At 49.2% G+C, this 17,857-nt stretch carries 18 protein-coding genes, 1 tRNA gene and 1 pseudogene; 12 read left to right on the top strand and 8 right to left on the bottom strand.

Going from position 1 to position 17,857, the window contains the following annotated elements:
• Positions 1-58 precede the first annotated feature (58 nt).
• Genes AXA67_02890 through AXA67_02880 form a run of 3 tightly spaced genes read right to left on the bottom strand, consistent with a single transcriptional unit; the run spans position 59 to position 2,310 of the window.
• Positions 59-979, bottom strand: a complete 921-nt coding sequence (locus AXA67_02890) for a hypothetical protein (GenBank protein ID KXJ41933.1) — start codon at positions 977-979, stop codon at positions 59-61.
• 43 nt (positions 980-1,022) lie between these two features.
• Complete coding sequence (locus tag AXA67_02885) at positions 1,023-1,715, bottom strand: hypothetical protein (GenBank protein KXJ41932.1); 693 nt, start codon at positions 1,713-1,715, stop codon at positions 1,023-1,025.
• Between the two features lie 13 nt (positions 1,716-1,728).
• Complete coding sequence (locus AXA67_02880; GenBank protein ID KXJ41931.1) at positions 1,729-2,310, bottom strand: hypothetical protein; 582 nt, start codon at positions 2,308-2,310, stop codon at positions 1,729-1,731.
• Positions 2,311-2,527: 217 nt separating this feature from the next.
• Between AXA67_02880 and AXA67_02875 the strand changes: the two genes are divergently transcribed.
• Positions 2,528-3,052, top strand: coding sequence for a hypothetical protein (locus tag AXA67_02875; GenBank protein ID KXJ41930.1), 525 nt, complete (start codon positions 2,528-2,530; stop codon positions 3,050-3,052).
• An 89-nt stretch (positions 3,053-3,141) separates the two neighbouring features.
• Here the strand turns inward: AXA67_02875 and AXA67_02870 are convergent, their stop codons facing one another.
• From AXA67_02870 to AXA67_02860, 3 genes are read right to left on the bottom strand one after another with little or no spacing between them, the layout of a single operon-like run.
• A complete protein-coding gene (locus tag AXA67_02870; GenBank protein KXJ41929.1) occupies positions 3,142-3,618 on the bottom strand; it encodes a hypothetical protein in 477 nt (158 codons plus the stop codon).
• Positions 3,619-3,629: 11 nt separating this feature from the next.
• The gene (locus AXA67_02865; GenBank protein ID KXJ41928.1) at positions 3,630-4,538 is read right to left on the bottom strand and encodes a hypothetical protein; all 909 of its coding nucleotides are present in this window, start codon (positions 4,536-4,538) and stop codon (positions 3,630-3,632) included.
• Between the two features lies 1 nt (position 4,539).
• Positions 4,540-5,889, bottom strand: coding sequence for a peptide transporter (locus tag AXA67_02860; protein KXJ41927.1), 1,350 nt, complete (start codon positions 5,887-5,889; stop codon positions 4,540-4,542).
• Positions 5,890-6,032: 143 nt separating this feature from the next.
• Between AXA67_02860 and AXA67_02855 the strand changes: the two genes are divergently transcribed.
• The 10 genes from AXA67_02855 (at position 6,033) to AXA67_02810 (ending at position 14,655) form a co-directional block, all read left to right on the top strand.
• Positions 6,033-6,770, top strand: a complete 738-nt coding sequence (locus AXA67_02855; GenBank protein KXJ41926.1) for a rhomboid family intramembrane serine protease — start codon at positions 6,033-6,035, stop codon at positions 6,768-6,770.
• Between the two features lie 22 nt (positions 6,771-6,792).
• Positions 6,793-7,635 (top strand): hypothetical protein, encoded by an 843-nt coding sequence (locus AXA67_02850; GenBank protein KXJ41994.1) that lies wholly within the window; start codon positions 6,793-6,795, stop codon positions 7,633-7,635.
• A 2-nt stretch (positions 7,636-7,637) separates the two neighbouring features.
• On the top strand, positions 7,638-8,141 hold the full coding sequence (locus AXA67_02845) for a damage-inducible protein CinA (protein ID KXJ41925.1): 504 nt from the start codon (positions 7,638-7,640) through the stop codon (positions 8,139-8,141).
• Positions 8,122-8,667, top strand: a complete 546-nt coding sequence (locus AXA67_02840) for a hypothetical protein (protein ID KXJ41924.1) — start codon at positions 8,122-8,124, stop codon at positions 8,665-8,667. The genes AXA67_02845 and AXA67_02840 overlap by 20 nt, the downstream gene beginning before the upstream one ends.
• 115 nt (positions 8,668-8,782) lie before the next feature.
• The gene (locus AXA67_02835; protein KXJ41923.1) at positions 8,783-9,832 is read left to right on the top strand and encodes a DNA recombination/repair protein RecA; all 1,050 of its coding nucleotides are present in this window, start codon (positions 8,783-8,785) and stop codon (positions 9,830-9,832) included.
• Between the two features lie 119 nt (positions 9,833-9,951).
• Positions 9,952-10,278 (top strand): hypothetical protein, encoded by a 327-nt coding sequence (locus AXA67_02830; GenBank protein KXJ41922.1) that lies wholly within the window; start codon positions 9,952-9,954, stop codon positions 10,276-10,278.
• On the top strand, positions 10,278-12,881 hold the full coding sequence (locus tag AXA67_02825) for an alanine--tRNA ligase (protein KXJ41921.1): 2,604 nt from the start codon (positions 10,278-10,280) through the stop codon (positions 12,879-12,881). The genes AXA67_02830 and AXA67_02825 overlap by 1 nt, the downstream gene beginning before the upstream one ends.
• Positions 12,882-12,917: 36 nt before the next feature.
• Positions 12,918-14,144: an aspartate kinase gene (locus AXA67_02820; protein ID KXJ41920.1), complete on the top strand. Its 1,227-nt coding sequence runs from the start codon at positions 12,918-12,920 to the stop codon at positions 14,142-14,144.
• Positions 14,145-14,295: 151 nt separating this feature from the next.
• Positions 14,296-14,541 (top strand): carbon storage regulator, encoded by a 246-nt coding sequence (locus AXA67_02815; protein ID KXJ41919.1) that lies wholly within the window; start codon positions 14,296-14,298, stop codon positions 14,539-14,541.
• Positions 14,542-14,564: 23 nt separating this feature from the next.
• Positions 14,565-14,655: transfer RNA gene (locus tag AXA67_02810), tRNA-Ser, on the top strand.
• 90 nt (positions 14,656-14,745) lie between these two features.
• Here the strand turns inward: AXA67_02810 and AXA67_02805 are convergent.
• Positions 14,746-15,558 carry a hypothetical protein gene (locus AXA67_02805; protein KXJ41993.1) on the bottom strand — a complete coding sequence of 271 codons (813 nt, stop codon included), beginning with the start codon at positions 15,556-15,558 and terminating at the stop codon, positions 14,746-14,748.
• Positions 15,559-15,854: 296 nt separating this feature from the next.
• Positions 15,855-17,240 (bottom strand): LOG family protein, encoded by a 1,386-nt coding sequence (locus tag AXA67_02800; protein ID KXJ41918.1) that lies wholly within the window; start codon positions 17,238-17,240, stop codon positions 15,855-15,857.
• Positions 17,241-17,676: 436 nt separating this feature from the next.
• On the opposite strand from AXA67_02800, the pseudogene AXA67_02795 reads away from it, so the two are divergent.
• Positions 17,677-17,857: pseudogene (locus AXA67_02795) on the top strand (methane monooxygenase/ammonia monooxygenase subunit C).

Genomic DNA, 17,857 nt, shown 5'->3' with positions numbered 1-17,857 from the left:
CATAAAAAAACCTAAGGGAGCGCTTGGCTCCCCTGGGTTGTATAAGAAAACAAATAAATTATTTTGTTTTCTTAGGTTCAGCTATATCTGCTTTAAATCCCTCCAGGGCTTTTTTCAGTTTATTAATTGCTTCATCAAACGTTTCTCCCCATTTCTTGCTCTTTGCCTGATCTTCCAGCTTGTCAATGGCCTTATATAAAGGCTTGTAGTCTTTATCAATATCTCCATAACCTAGTGTCTGCGCTATTTCTAGCTGATACTTCGCGCTTTTGAGATAACCCAGCATTTCATCGGGATTCGGGTCTTTGCTATGTGCTTCCTCATAAACTTTTCTAACCATAGCTTCCGCGCGAAGCACGGGTAATGGAATGACTGATTCAGTGATGACCAGCGTATTCAATGCCGCCATTAATGCTTCTTTTGCCTCTTTAATTTTCCCTTGATCAATTAAGGGCGCGATATCCTTCATGGCATCAGGATATAAAGCGAGCGGCAAGTTCGTGGTGGTAATTCGAATCTCACTGGCTAAAGTACCCAAAAGCTCCCGTGCTTTCTGTACTTCGTTATCATCTAATAAATCTTCAACCTTTTTGATCGCCTGTTTGATACTCTTAAGGTCACCTTCATAATCAATGATGACCGCTTCACTGCTAACTGGGATAAGGCCTAGCTCGGGATAACGGGCAAGCAGCAAAGATAACTTACCATTAACTATCTCAAGGTGAGCGAGTGCCTCTTTGGTTTTTCCCTGATCTAGTGCATCCAATGCCGCCCTCGTTGCCAATACCGCATCCAGCGCCTCTTTGATTGCTTCTGCTTCCTTACGAGCTATGGCTTTATCACCGGCAGATTGCACTTGTTGCTGCACAGCCTCTTGGGTAGCCTTATGGTCGTTTTTGGCCGCCAAAACCCCTTCATTTGCAGAGAAAGCGAGCATTACAGACAAAGCAATGGGCTTTAAAAGATTGGTTTTTTTCATATTAGATCTCCTTATGATTCATTAATAATTAATCAGTACAAAGTTATTTGAATGCCGACAGTAACTTGTCGATCTTTTCGGCACAATCGATATCCAATAAAGCAACTGTGGGGACTAGCCAGGACAAACGAAACCGCTCATCCTTGTCTTTGTTTTCTCCGAAATAGGCTAACGAGACCCGGCCAAATCCCATGGATTTCTCTATCTTTTTCGCTTCTCGAAGAAACCGTCGAGGCACATTAGATAATTGATTGAATGGCACTGGCTTGCCTTCCTGGCCTCTTTGTCGAACAAGTTCAGTGGCGGTTCCAACGCTTCTGATGGCTTCCGCCACATGGGGAAGAGAATGTTTGCGGGCAAACGCCATCAATAGCGCTGGCGCGGGCAGACGCAAAACCTCCCTGTTTTGCGCGCCATCTCTCAACTCGCCTATTAAAAAAGCCGTCCCTTCATTCATCTGAATACGGGCAAAAAGCTTTGAACCTTTGGGCAATTCAGACAAAATCTCGATTACTTCAAAGTGCTCGCCAGCCTCTTCAAATGACTCGCTGGGTTTGTGCTTGCCAAATTCACCGACAAACACAGCATCATGGCCATTGCGCTTGCCGACAATCAGATCCAAACCCCAGCGCTTTAAAGATTTGAAATTAAATTCCCTTTCTTTTTCCGGTTGGCCTAAGGTTTCAAAAACCAGGGTATTCAGCGCAATCAATGTGCGCAGTTCAGAAGGATTCACGCTAGTTTCTCCTTCACACGCTTTGCAGCTGTTGTTCTTGCTTGCGCTTGGCTAGCGCCACACCAATCAAAATCGCTCCATTCATAATCAGTTCCAGAGCAATAAAAAGACCTATGACCCAAAGCGCTGTCCAAGGCATGCCCATCATAATGGCGGCCGCAACTAGGATATCGATAATCCCGATGATGGCAGGGACATACCAGCGCTCATCATTCGTTTTTTTGTATTCAAGGCTGACAATAATTCGGTAAACCCCGATGCCGAGAAATACGCCTGCCAACATTGCAGTCAGGGCAAACGAAGCGGCAATAGGATTAAACACGGTCAACAACCCACCAACGATGTAGAGTATGGCGGTTACCGTATAAAGTGCCTTGCCCCGCCAGTCTTCAATTTCTTTGCCAAACAGGGCATGGGCAAGTTGAATGCAGCCACCGACAAGCATGAAAGCGCCAAAAAAAACCACACTAGTAATCGTTAAAGCAAAGCTCAGGCCGACGCCTATGCCACCGAGCACTACCATCAGGATACCCAATAGCAGCATGGTTTTCCAAGATTGGGGAAGGTTGTTTAAAGTATCTGCTGTTGTATTCATTTGTAATCTCCATTTCCGATATTATTCGTTGGTTATTGGTACAGGGTTTATATGGGGGTGCAATAATTGAATTCAACAATGCAGAAGAAAAATTCGCATTTTTAAACCTCGATCACTCTTGCAATCGTAAAATGATGGTTGCAAACTGGGATTGAGCACTCAGTAAAAATGTCGAAGTGAAAGGGCTCTTAGATTGTTAATAAACCCAGGAGGGCATATGCAAAGATTAATATTATTAGTGCCAAACGTAGAAACCGCCCGCAAAATTGTGGACGATCTCTTATTAGCAAGAGTGAAAGAAGAGGATATTCATATCATCGCTAAGGAAGGCGTGGCCCTGGATGATCTGCCTGAGGCCGGATTAAAGGAAAAAACCGACTTGATTCCAGCCCTCAAGCGCGGCCTGGCGGCAGGCTCTGCAACGGGGTTACTGGCAGGATTGGTGGCAGTGATTTTGCCTACAGGGCTGATTGCCGCGGGTGGCGCGGTGATTCTTGCAGCCACCTTGGCGGGCGCGGCCATCGGCGCATGGGCGGCTAGCCTGGTGGGCGTATCTGTCCCTAGCGAGGAAGTGCAAAAGTACGAGGAAGCTATCGAACGGGGGGAATTGCTAATGCTGGTAGATATTCCCAAATCCCGCACTGAAGAAATTACCGATCTGATTCGGAAACATCATCCAGAAGCTGACATTAAAGAAGTCGAATATATTCCACCGGCCTTGCCGGAGATGCCTGATGAATAAGCCATAGAAATGAAGGGCGCCTGACAAAAATCCAGGAAACGCTGAATAAATCAGCGTTTCCTTAAAGGTGCCTTTCCTCTTGAAGGAGATCAGTCAACCCAACGCCACCGTTCAAATAACGCCGCTTGGCCATAATATTGCCCGTCCCGGTCAAAAAGATTCCAGACGACAGCTTCTTCTATCCAAAACCGCTTGCCACTGGCGGTCATTCTGATACCCCGATAATTTTTTATAAATCCGTTTGCAGCCACTTCTTCTAATAATTTTTGGCGGTCATCCAAAACCGCAGGTTCCGCCGATAGCCGCGAAGGGGTAGTTACAAAGGTTGCCCAATCCATTTCAAAAAGGTTTTGCGCGGATAGATTGGCGTAGTTGAAGAGTGGATCAGGATGCGTGTCATGGGAGAGCAATACGAAAGGGGCATGATAGAACCATCGGGCGATATCTGAACCGGATACATTGGAAGGCGCCAAATCCCTGTCCATCCAATGGTTGTAGCTGGTGCGCACTATATCAATGTGGTGGCTTAAAAAATGGTTGTCAAGTGAAGGTTCGGACCAGCCCATTATTGACCCATTTAATAATGAATTGCTATTGCATTAGGGTTTACCTGTCCGCAAGCAGGGCATTTAGTTTGGTTGTTATTCAAAGGTTGATGACACTGACTACAAACGGCCGGCGCTGGCGGCGATTGCAAAAGAGATCGCCACTGCTTGAAATCACTGGATTGCCCCCATGCTAGTAATTCCTTTACCCGCCTCGCGGTAAATGGGTGTTCGGTATCCCCGATGATAATGGTTTCCATAAGCTTCTGAATAGTACTTTCACCTTCTGTTTCGTCGCTATTTACCTGCGCACTCACTTCTTCCCAATTGATTTGTTCTACGAGCAAGGCCGGCGCCTCGGCAGCACGCAGCATGGAGCCTAAAACCTGTTCAACATTTTGGCCAAACAAGGCAGCAATCCGGTCAGCCGATTGCTCACTCTTGAAATACCAGTACAACAAGGCAATACGCAAGGGCGCGGAAATAGCGCTTAAAGGCTTCGGCAAGCTGTCTCCATATTGAAGCAGCATTTTGGTCATGGAACGATATAAAACATGATTGAAAAAAATATGGCCACACTCGTGGGCAAGGATGATGCGCACCCCGTCATCATCCAAACAGTCGAGCATCGCGGTACTGATGATAATGAATTTTCTGTGTTCCCCAAGGGTATAGGAAAATGGGTCGTGATGAATTTCCAGGTAAAGCTCCGGCTTTTGTATTTCAAGCAGTTGGCAAATTTCCTCCAAAAAGCCATGGATTTTCGGCAATTGACGAGAACCCAGCTGAATATGGTGTTTACTGGTAATCTGAGCCAGGAAATGCTCATCAAAGACTTTGAGAAAACTCCTCACTGCAGCAGAAAACAAAGGCACCGTTTCCAATTTTTGCAAAGCTGCCCAATCTTCGGGGTGAATAATGGCTTGTGGTGTTAAATGCATGTCACAACCTCTCCAAGGGCAATTCCTGTTGAATATGTGTCGTTTCCCTGTAGAACTTTACCACAACCAAAAAAAGTACCGATGTGATGCCCATGGCAAGCGTAAAAAACCAGAAATAATCAGCGCCAACCAATTTGGTTGTGCCATCCGGATTTTGGATAAAGAAATTGACTGCGCTGGTGAACAGGTTGCCCAATGCCACCGAGGCCATAAAAAACGCCATGACAAAAGACTTCATGGCATTGGGCGCCTGCGTATAGGAGAATTCCAGACAAGTAATGGACACCAGGATTTCAGCCGAAGTCAAAATCAGATAGGCCAAAAGCTGCCAGGCGATGTGGGGCGTGTTACCAGCATCGATGCGCATTTGCAACCAAGCCGCCAAGGCAAAGGCAAGCACGGTGACGAACATCCCAACCGCCATTTTCCGCATCGGGGTAAGGGTCACGTAACGCTCCACCCTGGGATAAAGGCCGTGGGTAAATAGCGGAACCAATAGAATGATCAATAAAGGATTGGCGGCCTGTAGTTGGGAAGGCAGAATCTCGTAACCCAGTAACATGCGGTCCATTTGTTCAGCCTGCAGCACCCATGAAGAGCCGGTCTGATCAAAAAGAGCCCAAAACATGGCGACAAACAAATACACAATGCTTAGCTTAAGCAAAACTTGCAATCCTGAGGCGCTGAATACAGAACGAATAAACTGTTTCCCTCCAGGGGGGATATGGGCAAAACGGTACCGTCCCGCCCAAAAGATCAAAGTCGCCAGCGCCATCAGCACTCCGGGCACGGCAAAAGCGACTGAAGATCCATGGTGCCGCAGCAAATAAGGCGTAATCAGCATTGCAGCGAAGGCGCCAAGATTGATGGCAATATAAAACCAGCCAAACGCCCGGCTCATCAATGGCTGGTTGCTGGCGCCAAACTGGTCACCCAAATGCGCCGAAACGCAGGGCTTAATGCCGCCCGCGCCAAGGGCGATCAAAGACTGGCCTATCAACAACCCGGTGCGTGTATCATCCAGTGCCAAGACAAAATGTCCCAGGCAATACACCAATGATAGGGTGATAATGGTTTTGTATTTGCCCCACAACCCATCCGCTAACAGGGCACCCAGCATAGGGGTGATATAGACCGCTGACACAAATAAATGGAACCATCCCTTGGCTTCCTCGGGGGACATCGGATCAGGTCTTCCCGAGGAATCAAGCAAATATTGCGTCATGTACACCACCAAAATGGCACGCATCCCGTAATAACTAAAACGCTCAGCAGCCTCGTTTGCCACAATAAAAGGTATACCAGGCGGCATGGTCCGGATGGCTAAAGGAGCAGTGCGATATCGGGCCATAAAATCCTATTGTTCGTTATTGGATTAAGCTGAATTTTGTCAGATACCCGTCCGGCAAAAAAGCATCGTCTCTAAATTCATGATCCAGTATGATAGATCAGACTCTATTCACTCCCTAACAATAACAGTACGGAGTCGTATGAATGTTTCCTGTTCGTGACACAATTATCAGCCACTCCCCGCCTTTGATGACCTGGGCGATTATTGGCGCCAATACTGCCGTTTTTATATTTGAACTCACCCTGGGCCCGCAACAATTGGAAGCGGTGTTTTACTGGTTCGGACTCGTTCCGGCCCGTTACTCTCATCCAGAATGGGCCATGCTCCTGGGGTTCCCCGTGGATAACTACTGGCCATTTCTGACCAGTATGTTTCTGCACAGTGGCTGGATGCACTTCATTGGAAATATGTGGACGTTGTGGATCTTTGGAGATAACGTTGAAGACCGTATGGGGCCGCTACGTTTTCTACTCTTTTATCTGCTCTGTGGCATTATTGCCGGCGTGGTGCACTGGTTTACCAATCTCCATTCCACCATTCCCACGGTTGGGGCTTCGGGCGCCATCTCTGGTGTGCTTGGCGCTTATTTCTTGCTTTTCCCCCGGGCGCATATTATCACTTTGATCCCTATTTTCTTTTATCCGCTATTTATCGCGCTTCCAGCCGCCACCTTTGCTTTAATCTGGTTTTTCAGCCAATTGTTTTCCGGAACCGCGGCTTTATTGGGACCGGGGCAAGTAGGTGGGGTCGCCTGGTGGGCACATATTGGCGGATTTATTGCCGGAGTAGCGCTTTGCAAATTGTTTATCCACCCGGACCGCAAGCATGTGGCCTACAAAGATGAAGTCGATTACGACAACGCTTGGGACATCAAGGTATAAGCATATGGATTCAGGAGGCAACGTGGACTTTACATCATTATTTTGGTTGTTTTTTTTACTTTCGGCGATACAACCCGTGATTCATCAGCGTATGCTGGATGCGAGCCGGGCCAGATTGATTTCCCGCATCGAAAGCAAGCGCGGCAGCCGGGTAATCCTCATGGTGCACAGGCAAGAATCCATGAATTTCCTCGGCTTTCCCGTAGTGAAATATATTGATATCAACGATTCGGAAGAAGTCATCCGCGCCATTCATTTGACTGACCCTGAAATCCCCATCGATCTGGTACTTCACACCCCCGGTGGATTGGTGCTGGCGGCGCTGCAGATTGCCCGCGCCATCTCCCGTCATAAAGGCCAAGTCAGGGTAATTGTCCCCCATTACGCCATGTCCGGAGGCACGCTAATCGCCTTGGCCGCGGATGAAATTATCATGTGTGAACATGCGGTACTGGGGCCAGTGGACCCTCAACTAGGACAATACGCTGCCGCTTCTGTCCTAAAAGCGGTAGAACAAAAAGACCCCAATGATATAGATGATCAAACCCTCATTCTGGCAGACCAAGCAGAGAAGGCCATTCGCCAGGTTCGTGAAGCGGTTTTTGAATTTCTAAAGCCCCGTTACAGCGAGGAAAAGGCCCGGGAGTTGGCGGATCTCTTGTCCACCGGCACCTGGACCCACGACTACCCCATTACCTCCGACGAAGCAAAACGATTGGGGCTGCCGGTAAATACCGATATGCCAGAAGCCTTCCTGCAACTGATGGCCCTCTATCCCCAACCGGTGCGCCGGATGCCGACAGTGGAATATTTGCCTGACCGCCGCACTCAGGAACCCAAAGCACCCACCGCCACCAAGATGTAAAAATGCAACTCCCTATGGACCCAAGACTTTATGACCTAGCTTGTAAAGTAGGCTCATTACTGAAATCCAAGGGATGGATATTAGTGACCGCCGAATCTTGCACTGGAGGTTGGGTAGCGAAATGCTTAACCGATGTCCCAGGAAGCTCGGAATGGTTTGAGCGTGGATTTGTCACCTACAGTAATATCGCCAAAATGGAGATGCTGGGCGTGTGCCGCGAAACATTGGATCAACACGGCGCCGTCAGCCAGCAAACCGTAGCCGAAATGACCACAGGCGCACTTTCTCATAGCCATGCCCATTGGGCTCTGGCGGTCAGCGGGATCGCAGGTCCTACCGGCGGTTCAGCTGATAAACCCGTAGGTACGGTATGGTTTTCGTGGCAGCAACGAGGAAAAAAAGCTCGAACCTATTTGGCGCATTTTCAAGGGGACCGGGAATGCATCCGCAGGCAAGCGGTAGAATGTGCGTTACAAGGCGTTCTGGATGGCGGCAGAAAAAACTGAGCCGAAAAAATCCCGCCTGTTTTTCGCCCTTTGGCCGGATCCAGAAGTTTTAAAGGCGCTGAATCATACCCGGAAAACCCTGGGAGTGAATGAGGGTAAGCCCGTCAACCCAGAAAAGTATCACGTTACTTTACTGTTTTTAGGCGAGATTCCCGAAGATCAAATTCCCGCCCTCAAGTCTCTGGCGGAAAAAGCCCCTTTCGAACCTTGCGAATTGGTTTTGGATCAGATGGAACATTGGGTACGCCCCGCCGTCTTATGTCTCGTGGCCACCCAAACGCCACCGGCGCTGGACAACCTGGTGGAAGCAATGAAAAGAGAGTTGCGGAAGATGGGTATCAAAACCGAAAAACGGCCCTTCCGTCCCCATTTAACCCTGGCCAGAAAAGTTAGAAAAAGAGTCGTTGGGCGGCCCGTTGAACCCATTCACTGGCCCATTCATGATTTTGTGTTAGTGGCTTCGGAACTGAACCGGGAAGGATCCCGCTATCGGATTTTGGGGCGTTGGCCCGAAACCGCACAGTAAAGCAAATCCCATATCCCGCCCATTTCCAATTTAATATGTTAAGACAGTAATCGCAACGCTACCGGCCATGTTGGCGGTATGAGATAATATAGAAATTTTGAATCAGGCAGGAATCATGCTAGACGAAAACAAACGCAAAGCGCTTGGCGCGGCGCTTCTACAGATCGAGAAACAATACGGTAAAGGCGCGGTAATGCGCATGGGAGACACAGGCCCTGTGCGTGATATCGAAGCGGTTTCCACCGGCTCTTTGGCCTTGGATATTGCCCTGGGTATCGGCGGACTGCCCAAGGGACGCGTGGTGGAAATCTATGGTCCGGAATCATCCGGCAAAACCACGCTGGCCCTGTCCGCTATTGCGCAGGGACAAAAAAAAGGTGGCGTCGCTGCATTCGTCGATGCCGAGCACGCGCTCGACCCGGTATATGCGCAAAAACTTGGGGTCAATCTCGACGACCTGCTGGTCTCCCAGCCAGACACCGGTGAACAGGCACTTGAAATTGTCGATATGCTGGTACGTTCTGGCGCCGTTGATATTATCGTGGTGGACTCCGTAGCGGCTTTGACGCCAAAAGCTGAGATCGAAGGGGAAATGGGCGATGCCCACGTTGGCCTCCAAGCCCGGCTCATGTCCCAGGCGCTGCGTAAACTGACCGCCAACATCAAGCGCTCCAATGCTCTGGTGATCTTTATCAATCAGATCCGCATGAAAATTGGCGTCATGTTTGGCAACCCGGAAACCACCACCGGCGGTAACGCGCTCAAATTTTACGCTTCCGTGCGTCTGGATATCCGCCGTACCGGTGCCATTAAAAAGGGCGAAGAAGTGCTCGGCAACGAAACCAAAGTGAAAGTGGTCAAGAACAAAGTCGCCCCCCCGTTTAAAACCGCCAATTTCGAAATCCTTTACGGCGAGGGAATCTCCAAGCTCGGAGAGCTGATTGACCTTGGCGTTGACTATGGTTTCGTGCAAAAAGCCGGGGCTTGGTACAGTATTGGCAAGGAGCGCATCGGCCAAGGCAAGGATAATGCCCGGCAATACTTGAAAGAACACCCGGAACTGGCGGAAAAGCTGGAGGAACAGATCCGGGCCAAAGCTTTTGGTACAAAGCAACCCGAGCCTGGAGAGGATGAAGTAGCCGTCACTGCGGAGAAGAAAGACTGACCGGACAGGATGAACACGCTAAAATAAAACAGATTTGCCTTAAGCTCCTGGCCCGGCGCGAGCACGGTGCCGAGGAATTGGCATGGAAACTGACTTCTAAGGGATTCCCGCAGACTTCAGTGGCTGAAGTCATTGCCGAATTGCAAAAGCAAGGCTGGCAAAGTGATCAACGTTTTGCGGAAAATTATGTCCGAGCCCGCTGGCAGCGGGGTCATGGACCGGTACGAATTCGATATGAATTACAGCAAAAAGGGCTGGCGCCCGAGTTGATTGACGCTACCTTGAGCCGTAGCGGCATTGATTGGGAGCAAGCATTGGAACGAATTTACCGCCAAAAATATGCTAATAAGCCCATAACCAATCCCACGGAGCGGGCAAAGCGGTGGCGGTTTTTACAACAACGTGGCTTTGCATACGAACAAATTCATCGCCTATTGGATGATTGATGAAAAAACTAAGCACTGCGGAAATCCGCACTTTATTCCTGGATTACTTTCGCCAACACGGTCATACCGTAGTGCCTTCCAGTTCGCTCGTTCCAGCCAATGACCCCACTCTGCTGTTCACCAATGCGGGCATGGTGCCCTTCAAGGATGTGTTTTTGGGGCGCGAAACCCGCCCCTATACCCGCGCTGCCTCGGCCCAGAAATGCCTGCGCGCCGGCGGCAAGCATAATGACCTTGAAAACGTGGGCTATACGGCCCGCCATCATACCTTCTTTGAGATGCTGGGGAATTTCAGCTTCGGCGATTACTTTAAGCGCGAGGCCATCCATTACGCCTGGGAGTTTTTGACGGAAAATCTCGCTATCCCCCAAGAGAAATTGTGGGTAACGGTTTTCGAAGAGGATCAAGAAGCCGAAGACATTTGGCTGAAGGAAATAAAAGTCTCCCCTGAGCGCTTTGCCCGCATCGGCGCCAAAGACAACTTTTGGTCCATGGGCGACACCGGCCCCTGTGGGCCATGCACCGAAATATTTTACGATCACGGTCCCGGAATTCCAGGTGGGCCGCCGGGAACACCTGAAGCGGATGGGGACCGTTATGTGGAAATCTGGAACTTGGTCTTCATGCAATACGACCGGGCGCCAGATGGAACATTGTCACCCCTGCCAAAGCCCTCGGTAGATACCGGGATGGGTCTGGAGCGGATTGCCGCCGTCATGCAAGGCGTCCACAGCAATTACGAGATTGATGTTTTTCAGCACCTTATCCGGGCTGCGGCCAAACTGGCTCAAATAGAAGATCTCGACAATAACTCACTCCGGGTGATTTCCGACCATATTCGCGCCGCCGCTTTTTTGATTGCCGATGGCGTGCTGCCTTCCAACGAAGGTCGGGGTTATGTGCTGAGAAGAATTATCCGCCGCGCCATTCGCCATGGCTATCAATTGGGTATCCGCGATAGCTTCTTTCACAAATTGGTGGCGCCTCTTTGCGAAGTGATGGGGGACGCCTATCCCGAACTTATTGACAGCCAATCAAGAATCGAGCAGATTCTGATCAAGGAAGAGCAGCGTTTTGCTGAAACGCTGGAGCAAGGGCTGGCGCTGCTGGAAGAGAGCCTAAAACTCCTTCAAGGCAAGCGAATCCCGGGGGAGCTGATTTTCCAGCTTTATGATACTTATGGCTTTCCCGTGGATCTGACCCGGGATTTTGCCCTGGAACATGGTCTGGAACTTGATTTGGAAGGATTCGAACAGGCGATGGCCCGGCAAAGAGAGCGGGCCCGGGCCGCCAGTGGATTCAGTTCCGATTACCACAAAGTTGTCCCCATTCACGCCAAAACCCAGTTTGTTGGCTATGACCAGCTACAGACAAAAGCAAAAATACTCACCTTGTTCAAGGAAGGGGAAGAAGTAAATGCGCTGGAAGCAGGAGAGTCTGGGGTCATCATTTTAGATAAAACCCCATTTTACGCCGAAAGCGGTGGCCAAGTGGGTGACCGGGGCGTTATTCGAACAACATCTGGGTTGATGCGGGTTGAGGATACCCAAAAACAAGGCGACGCTATTTTGCACATGGGCAAAGTCGTGCAGGGTACATTGCAGCGCGGCGATGAATGCACCGCCGAGGTGGATGAAGAACTACGCAATGCCACCGCCCTTAATCACTCTGCCACCCACTTGCTGCATGCGGCGCTGCGCAAATTACTCGGCGACCATGTCCAACAGAAAGGTTCGCTGGTGGATTGGCAGCGCCTGCGTTTTGACTTCTCCCACTTCGAGCCTCTCACCCGGGATCAGATCGAGGAAATAGAACGGCTGGTCAACGCGCAAATCCGCCGTAACCTGGAAGTCTCTGCCCAGGAAATGGCGAGAGATGAAGCATTAGCCGCCGGTGCCGTGGCCCTCTTTGGGGAGAAGTATGGCGACCGGGTAAGGGTACTGGCGATGGGGGATTTTTCCGTAGAACTTTGCGGGGGCACTCACGTTCAACGTACCGGGGATATCGGCTTTTTCAAAATAACCGGAGAAACGGGGATTGCCGCAGGGGTCCGAAGAATTGAGGCCGTTACCGGCGAGCAGGCTGTTCGCTGGGCGCAGACTGCAGACCGGCAGGTTACCGCTTTGGCGGAAATATTCAAATGCAAACCGGAAAATCTGGAAGATAAAGCTGTCAGGCTCCTGGAACAGAACCGTCAACTGGATAAAGAACTACAGCGACTAAAATCCAAACTCGCTTCCCAGGCAGGCGGCGATCTTACCTCCCAGGCGGTGGAAATCGATGGCATCAAAGTTTTGGCAACCAAGCTCGAGGATGGTGATCCCAAAGTTTTGCGAACCACCTTGGACCAACTAAAAAACAAGATGGGTAAAGCGGTAATCGTATTGGCCACGGTCAATAATGGAAAAGTCACGCTGGTTGCTGGCGTCACCCAGAATTTGACGGATCGTTTCAAAGCTGGCGAACTGGTCAATTTCGTCGCTCAGCAAATCGGTGGCCGTGGCGGCGGGCGGCCGGATTTTGCCCAAGCAGGCGGCACCCAGCCCGAAAATCTCAAGCAAGCGCTGGAATCGGTATCCGGTTGGGTCAAAGAGAAAGTTTGAAGACATTAACCGCGGACAATATCAATTAAACTATCAATGCCATTATTTGTACAAAAATACGGCGGTACTTCGGTAGGAACCGTCGATAGAATTCAATACGTCGCCGATAAAATCCTTCAGGCAAAACAAAGGGGGGAAGATATTGTCGTTGTCGTTTCCGCCATGAGTGGGGAAACGGATCGCTTGCTCGGTTTGGCGCGGCAAGTCCAGGACCACCCAAATCCTCGTGAATTGGATGTCCTGCTTTCCACCGGCGAACAGGTTACTATTGCCCTCCTTTGCATGGCGCTGGAAGAAAAGGGCTGTCCTGCCAGTTCCTACACCGGCGCCCAAGCCCGCATTTTGACGGATGCCGCTCATACCAAGGCAAGGATTGTGGATATTGATACCACCCGCATCCGCAAGGACCTGGATCAAGGCAAAGTCGTTGTCGTTGCCGGCTTTCAGGGCGTCAATGAAGAAGGGGATATCACCACCTTGGGCAGGGGTGGCTCGGATACGACCGCGGTTGCATTGGCAGCGGCGTTAAAAGCCGATGAATGCCAGATTTATACCGATGTGGATGGCGTCTATACCACAGACCCCAGGGTCGAACCACGGGCCCGGCGCCTAGACCGGATCACCTTCGAAGAAATGTTGGAAATGGCCAGCCTGGGATCCAAGGTGCTCCAAATCAGGGCGGTGGAATTCGCCGGCAAATATAATGTTCCGCTGCGGGTGCTTTCAACCTTTGATGACGGCGAAGGCACCCTAATTACTTATGAGGATGAAGCTATGGAACAAGCATTAATTTCGGGAATTGCTTTTAACCGGGATGAAGCTAAGTTAACGGTGGAAGGCGTGCCCGACCGCCCTGGCATCGCCGCCAAAATTCTGGGGCCGATTGCCGATGCCAATATTGAAGTGGATATGATTGTCCAAAACGTGGCCGAAGATGCCACCACCGACTTTACTTTTACCGTGCATCGCAATGATTATCCAAAAGCGATGGAAGTTCTGAATCAAGTGAAGTCTGACCTGAGCGCGCGGAAAGTCACGGGTGACGACAAAATAGTCAAAGTCTCCCTTGTCGGCGTGGGGATGAGATCTCATGCCGGCATTGCCAGCAAAATGTTCCGCGCCCTGGCTGATGAAGGCATCAATATCCGCATGATCTCAACATCGGAAATCAAGATTTCCGTGGTATTGGATGAAAAATACCTGGAATTGGCAGTCAGAACCTTGCACGAAGCTTTTGAACTGGATCATGCATTATCTACTTAATTTGTAGTTAAGTATGCTCTCAAGCACAGTAGGTACTTTGCTCAATAAAATTGAGGTGCTATAATCGGTCGGCACTTCAAACTGTTAGGCCAAACTAGACCGCAAAGGCATGAATGCTGGCCTTCACAGTAGCAACAGACAGGATGATCTTATGCTTATATTAACTCGGAGAGTAGGGGAAACTTTGGTAATTGGTGACAATGTCACTGTTACCGTATTAGGTGTCAAAGGTAATCAAGTTCGGATCGGCGTGAACGCGCCAAAAGAAGTATCTGTTCATCGCGAAGAGATCTACGAGCGTATTAAGCGCGAGAAAGAAGCCGAATCTCAAGCTGGAACAGAAACGCCTTCTGAATCTAACTTATCGGAAGACCAGGAAGATTCTCAATCGGAATAAAAATTGTAACACTTTAAATTTAAGGAGAGGTGGCCGAGTGGCTGAAGGCGCTCCCCTGCTAAGGGAGTATGGGTTAAAAGCCCATCGAGGGTTCGAATCCCTCCCTCTCCGCCATATAAACAAAAAGGCACCGGTGGAATTTCCTAGTGTCTTTTATTTATTGGCCAAAATCACCCTTTCGTTTCGACCAAATCTATTAGACGATCACGCTTTGCCGTTAGAAAGTTCTTCTTGACGTGCAGTTACCCCTTCATACAAACTTCGCACCCGCTCTTTACCATAAGCACGCTCTAGCCGCCGGATGGTAAAATGGGCGTAAGCCATATCCTGAAAGTGGGACATGAAAAGAATATTGACTGTCGCGCCACTGAAAGCGCCAACTGCTGGGAGCGCTTGTAGGGCGAATTTCTGCGATACTTGTACACTGAAACGCTGAGAAACTGCGTTGATAAAGCGGACTAACGCGGGCGCTCCTTCTTTGGCCAACCCTTTTTTCATGAGATGCTTCGCCGATTCCTCCATGGTTTTAGCTAAAAATGCTCTCACGGCATAATAACCAATCTCGCTGTTGTCATCTTTGTCAGCAGGTCCGCCAAAAGCAAAAACTTCCAAACAAGCCAGCTTGGAATCAGGCTCGTTAATATTCTCACCCTGCTCATGTGCAGTAGCAGCAATAGCACGTAACATGAGGGTTGCAGAAACCGGCAACTCAACGGCAAGACTTGCAATTCCAAAGCTCCCCCCCAGCGCTCCGCTAGTACCCGCCAAAAGGTTATGAATCAGTCGAGGCGTTGATTTACGGTTTCTTTCTTTGGGTAAGGTAAGCAACGCAGCATTTAAGGCTTTATTTAGGGCGTCTTGAGTAATCTGTGTGACCGGTTTGACTAAGTTATCGGGAAGGGAGGCAAGCGCTTTTTCAACAGGCATGCCTATGTAGTGAGACAATCTCGCGGCCAAGCCAGGGTTTTCCAGATAATGAACCGCTTCAATCAACGCCTGATAATCTGAAGCTGGCAGGGGCCCGCGCTGCCATTGTAAATTCTGAGCACTCTCGGAAAGGGGGATCAACTGATTCATTCAATGAACCTTATCACTATATTCAAGATATAGCTTTGACAGCGTGTAACGAAAGATTACGTCAAGTTTCAGCTCGGAGCTGAATTTTGCAAGAGATTTGGCGGACAAATCAAGCCATTGTGCTACATTAGCAGCACCCATATTCACCTTCGCGCCGCTATAGATGCGCCAAAAATCGCTTTTCCGCCTTGTTCGCAGTCTTGATTAACTCTCAGTGCTCAAATCAATTACAAAATTTAAGTCGGAATCAAGCGATATGTTGGTTCGTAATGATTAGCTAGTTTCATTCGCTTTTGTTGTACCAAAGCATTCAATAACGTTTGCAGCGGTTGGAGTATTTTGGCATCGCCCTGAATTTCAAAAGGACCATATTTTTCTACTTCTTTAATTCCCATCTCTTTGACATTGGCAGCGACAATACCGGAAAAAGCCCGCCTGAGCTGGGCAGCCAACTGGTGAGGCGGAAGGTCCGGGGTTAAATTCAGTTGTGCCATATTCTCATGAGTGGGGATGAAGGGCTGCTGAAAATCAGGGTCAATAACTAAACGCCAGTTGAAATAATATGCATCATGGGTACGTTGACGGTGCTGGCGTACTTGCTCCATGCCTTGCTTCATTATTAATGCGGTTTCATAGGCATCCCCTATCACCACTTTGTATCGATGAGTTACTTCAGCGCCCAACGTAACCTTGAGAAACTCGTCAATTTGGTGAAAGTACCCCATGCTTTGCTTTGGGCCGGTTAAAACCAGCGGGAAGGGAAGGTCACTGTTGGCTGGATGCAATAATATGCCGAGAATGTATAAAATTTCCTCAAAGGTTCCAACACCACCAGGAAATACAACGATACCATGGCCAACCCTCACAAAAGCTTCCAGTCTTTTTTCAATATCAGGCATGATAACCAAACTATTGACTATGGGGTTTGGCGGTTCTGCGGCAATGATGCCCGGCTCGGATATTCCCAGGTATCTGCCGGCATACAGCCTTTGCTTGGCATGACCGATGGTGGCGCCTTTCATAGGGCCTTTCATGGCACCAGGCCCGCAACCAGTGCAAATATGCATGCCGCGCAAACCAAGCTCATATCCTACTTCCTTAGTGTATTCATATTCATGATGATTAATGGCATGACCACCCCAGCAAACAACCAGATCCGGTGGGCGTTGAGGAATGAGTACTGCTGCATTGCGCAAAATATGAAATACAGCATCGGTAATATCATTGGACAGGCTGAGATCAAAGGTGCCGCTCTCAAGAATTTGTTGATGGGTATAGACAATATCCCTGAGCACAGAGAATAAATGTTCCCGTATCCCCTTGATCATATGCCCATCAACAAAGGCGCTGGCCGGTGCATTGATAAGTTCCAATTTGATACCGCGTTCCTGCTGCCGAATGGATAAAGCAAAGTCTCTAAACTGCTCAAACACAGCCTTGGAGTTATCAAGAGAACTACCACAATTGAGAACTGCCAGCGCACATTTTCGGAAGGTTTCATATAGCTGAGTATGCGTGCTATCTAAAAGATGACTGACTTCTTTCTTGGAAAGAATCTCCAATGCCCCCTCTGGGGTGACTTGGACCGGCTTGGTTATGACATCAGAACGATTATTCTTCATAAATAAGATATAGGTTGATTAATGGAAGCCAACGCTTCGTTGGCACGAAAAAACCTGAATAATACTCTCTACTCTAGCGGAAAATTGAAAAGATAAAGTATCTGCGATGCATAAATGAAACCCTTTAAAAAAATTGCATCGTCATTGGCTCAGCATTCAGGGATGATTTTGTGAATCACCACAAACTCCAACTTCCTATCGTTTTGAAGGCAAAGCCACCAAAGCAATCACATTCTCTGCTGCTTTTATGAATTACCTAGCTGAACAAGACTTCCCAATACTGAACTCTTGACAACCCGACGCGTGGTGCTAGACTGGCGGGTACCGAAGGAAGGAGGTCGCCTGCGCTTTGTGCAGGTGTCGAAGAGAAGGAAGGAATCTTCGCTTTTACTGATAGTGATAACAAATGAGTTAACTAAGTTAAGGAGGTAACTCAATGGCTGCAACGAGTCAAGCTGTAGGTGCGGCAGAGCAAGATGCGCCGCTTTTGGACAAAAAGTGGTTAACATTTGCGATTCTGCTGTACACGGTATTTTATATGTGGGTCCGGTGGTATGAAGGGGTTTATGGCTGGAGTGCCGGCCTGGATTCCTTTGCGCCGGAATTTGAAACTTACT

The organism is Methylothermaceae bacteria B42 (genome assembly GCA_001566965.1).
In the GTDB taxonomy this organism is placed as follows: domain Bacteria; phylum Pseudomonadota; class Gammaproteobacteria; order Methylococcales; family Methylothermaceae; genus Methylohalobius.
Note: the sequence above shows the minus strand (reverse complement) of the source record. Positions and strands in the feature narration are given on the sequence as shown.

What these genes read in the sequence shown, in the direction of transcription:
- AXA67_02820 (KXJ41920.1), top strand. Translation starts at nt 12,918, where the DNA reads ATGCCATTATTTGTACAAAAATACGGCGGTACTTCGGTAGGAACCGTC.
- AXA67_02845 (KXJ41925.1), top strand. Translation starts at nt 7,638, where the DNA reads ATGCAACTCCCTATGGACCCAAGACTTTATGACCTAGCTTGTAAAGTA.
- AXA67_02870 (KXJ41929.1), bottom strand. Translation starts at nt 3,618, where the DNA reads ATGGGCTGGTCCGAACCTTCACTTGACAACCATTTTTTAAGCCACCAC.
- AXA67_02875 (KXJ41930.1), top strand. Translation starts at nt 2,528, where the DNA reads ATGCAAAGATTAATATTATTAGTGCCAAACGTAGAAACCGCCCGCAAA.
- AXA67_02825 (KXJ41921.1), top strand. Translation starts at nt 10,278, where the DNA reads ATGAAAAAACTAAGCACTGCGGAAATCCGCACTTTATTCCTGGATTAC.
- AXA67_02835 (KXJ41923.1), top strand. Translation starts at nt 8,783, where the DNA reads ATGCTAGACGAAAACAAACGCAAAGCGCTTGGCGCGGCGCTTCTACAG.
- AXA67_02840 (KXJ41924.1), top strand. Translation starts at nt 8,122, where the DNA reads ATGGCGGCAGAAAAAACTGAGCCGAAAAAATCCCGCCTGTTTTTCGCC.
- AXA67_02880 (KXJ41931.1), bottom strand. Translation starts at nt 2,310, where the DNA reads ATGAATACAACAGCAGATACTTTAAACAACCTTCCCCAATCTTGGAAA.
- AXA67_02855 (KXJ41926.1), top strand. Translation starts at nt 6,033, where the DNA reads ATGTTTCCTGTTCGTGACACAATTATCAGCCACTCCCCGCCTTTGATG.
- AXA67_02860 (KXJ41927.1), bottom strand. Translation starts at nt 5,889, where the DNA reads ATGGCCCGATATCGCACTGCTCCTTTAGCCATCCGGACCATGCCGCCT.
- AXA67_02815 (KXJ41919.1), top strand. Translation starts at nt 14,296, where the DNA reads ATGCTTATATTAACTCGGAGAGTAGGGGAAACTTTGGTAATTGGTGAC.
- AXA67_02800 (KXJ41918.1), bottom strand. Translation starts at nt 17,240, where the DNA reads ATGAAGAATAATCGTTCTGATGTCATAACCAAGCCGGTCCAAGTCACC.
- AXA67_02865 (KXJ41928.1), bottom strand. Translation starts at nt 4,538, where the DNA reads ATGCATTTAACACCACAAGCCATTATTCACCCCGAAGATTGGGCAGCT.
- AXA67_02890 (KXJ41933.1), bottom strand. Translation starts at nt 979, where the DNA reads ATGAAAAAAACCAATCTTTTAAAGCCCATTGCTTTGTCTGTAATGCTC.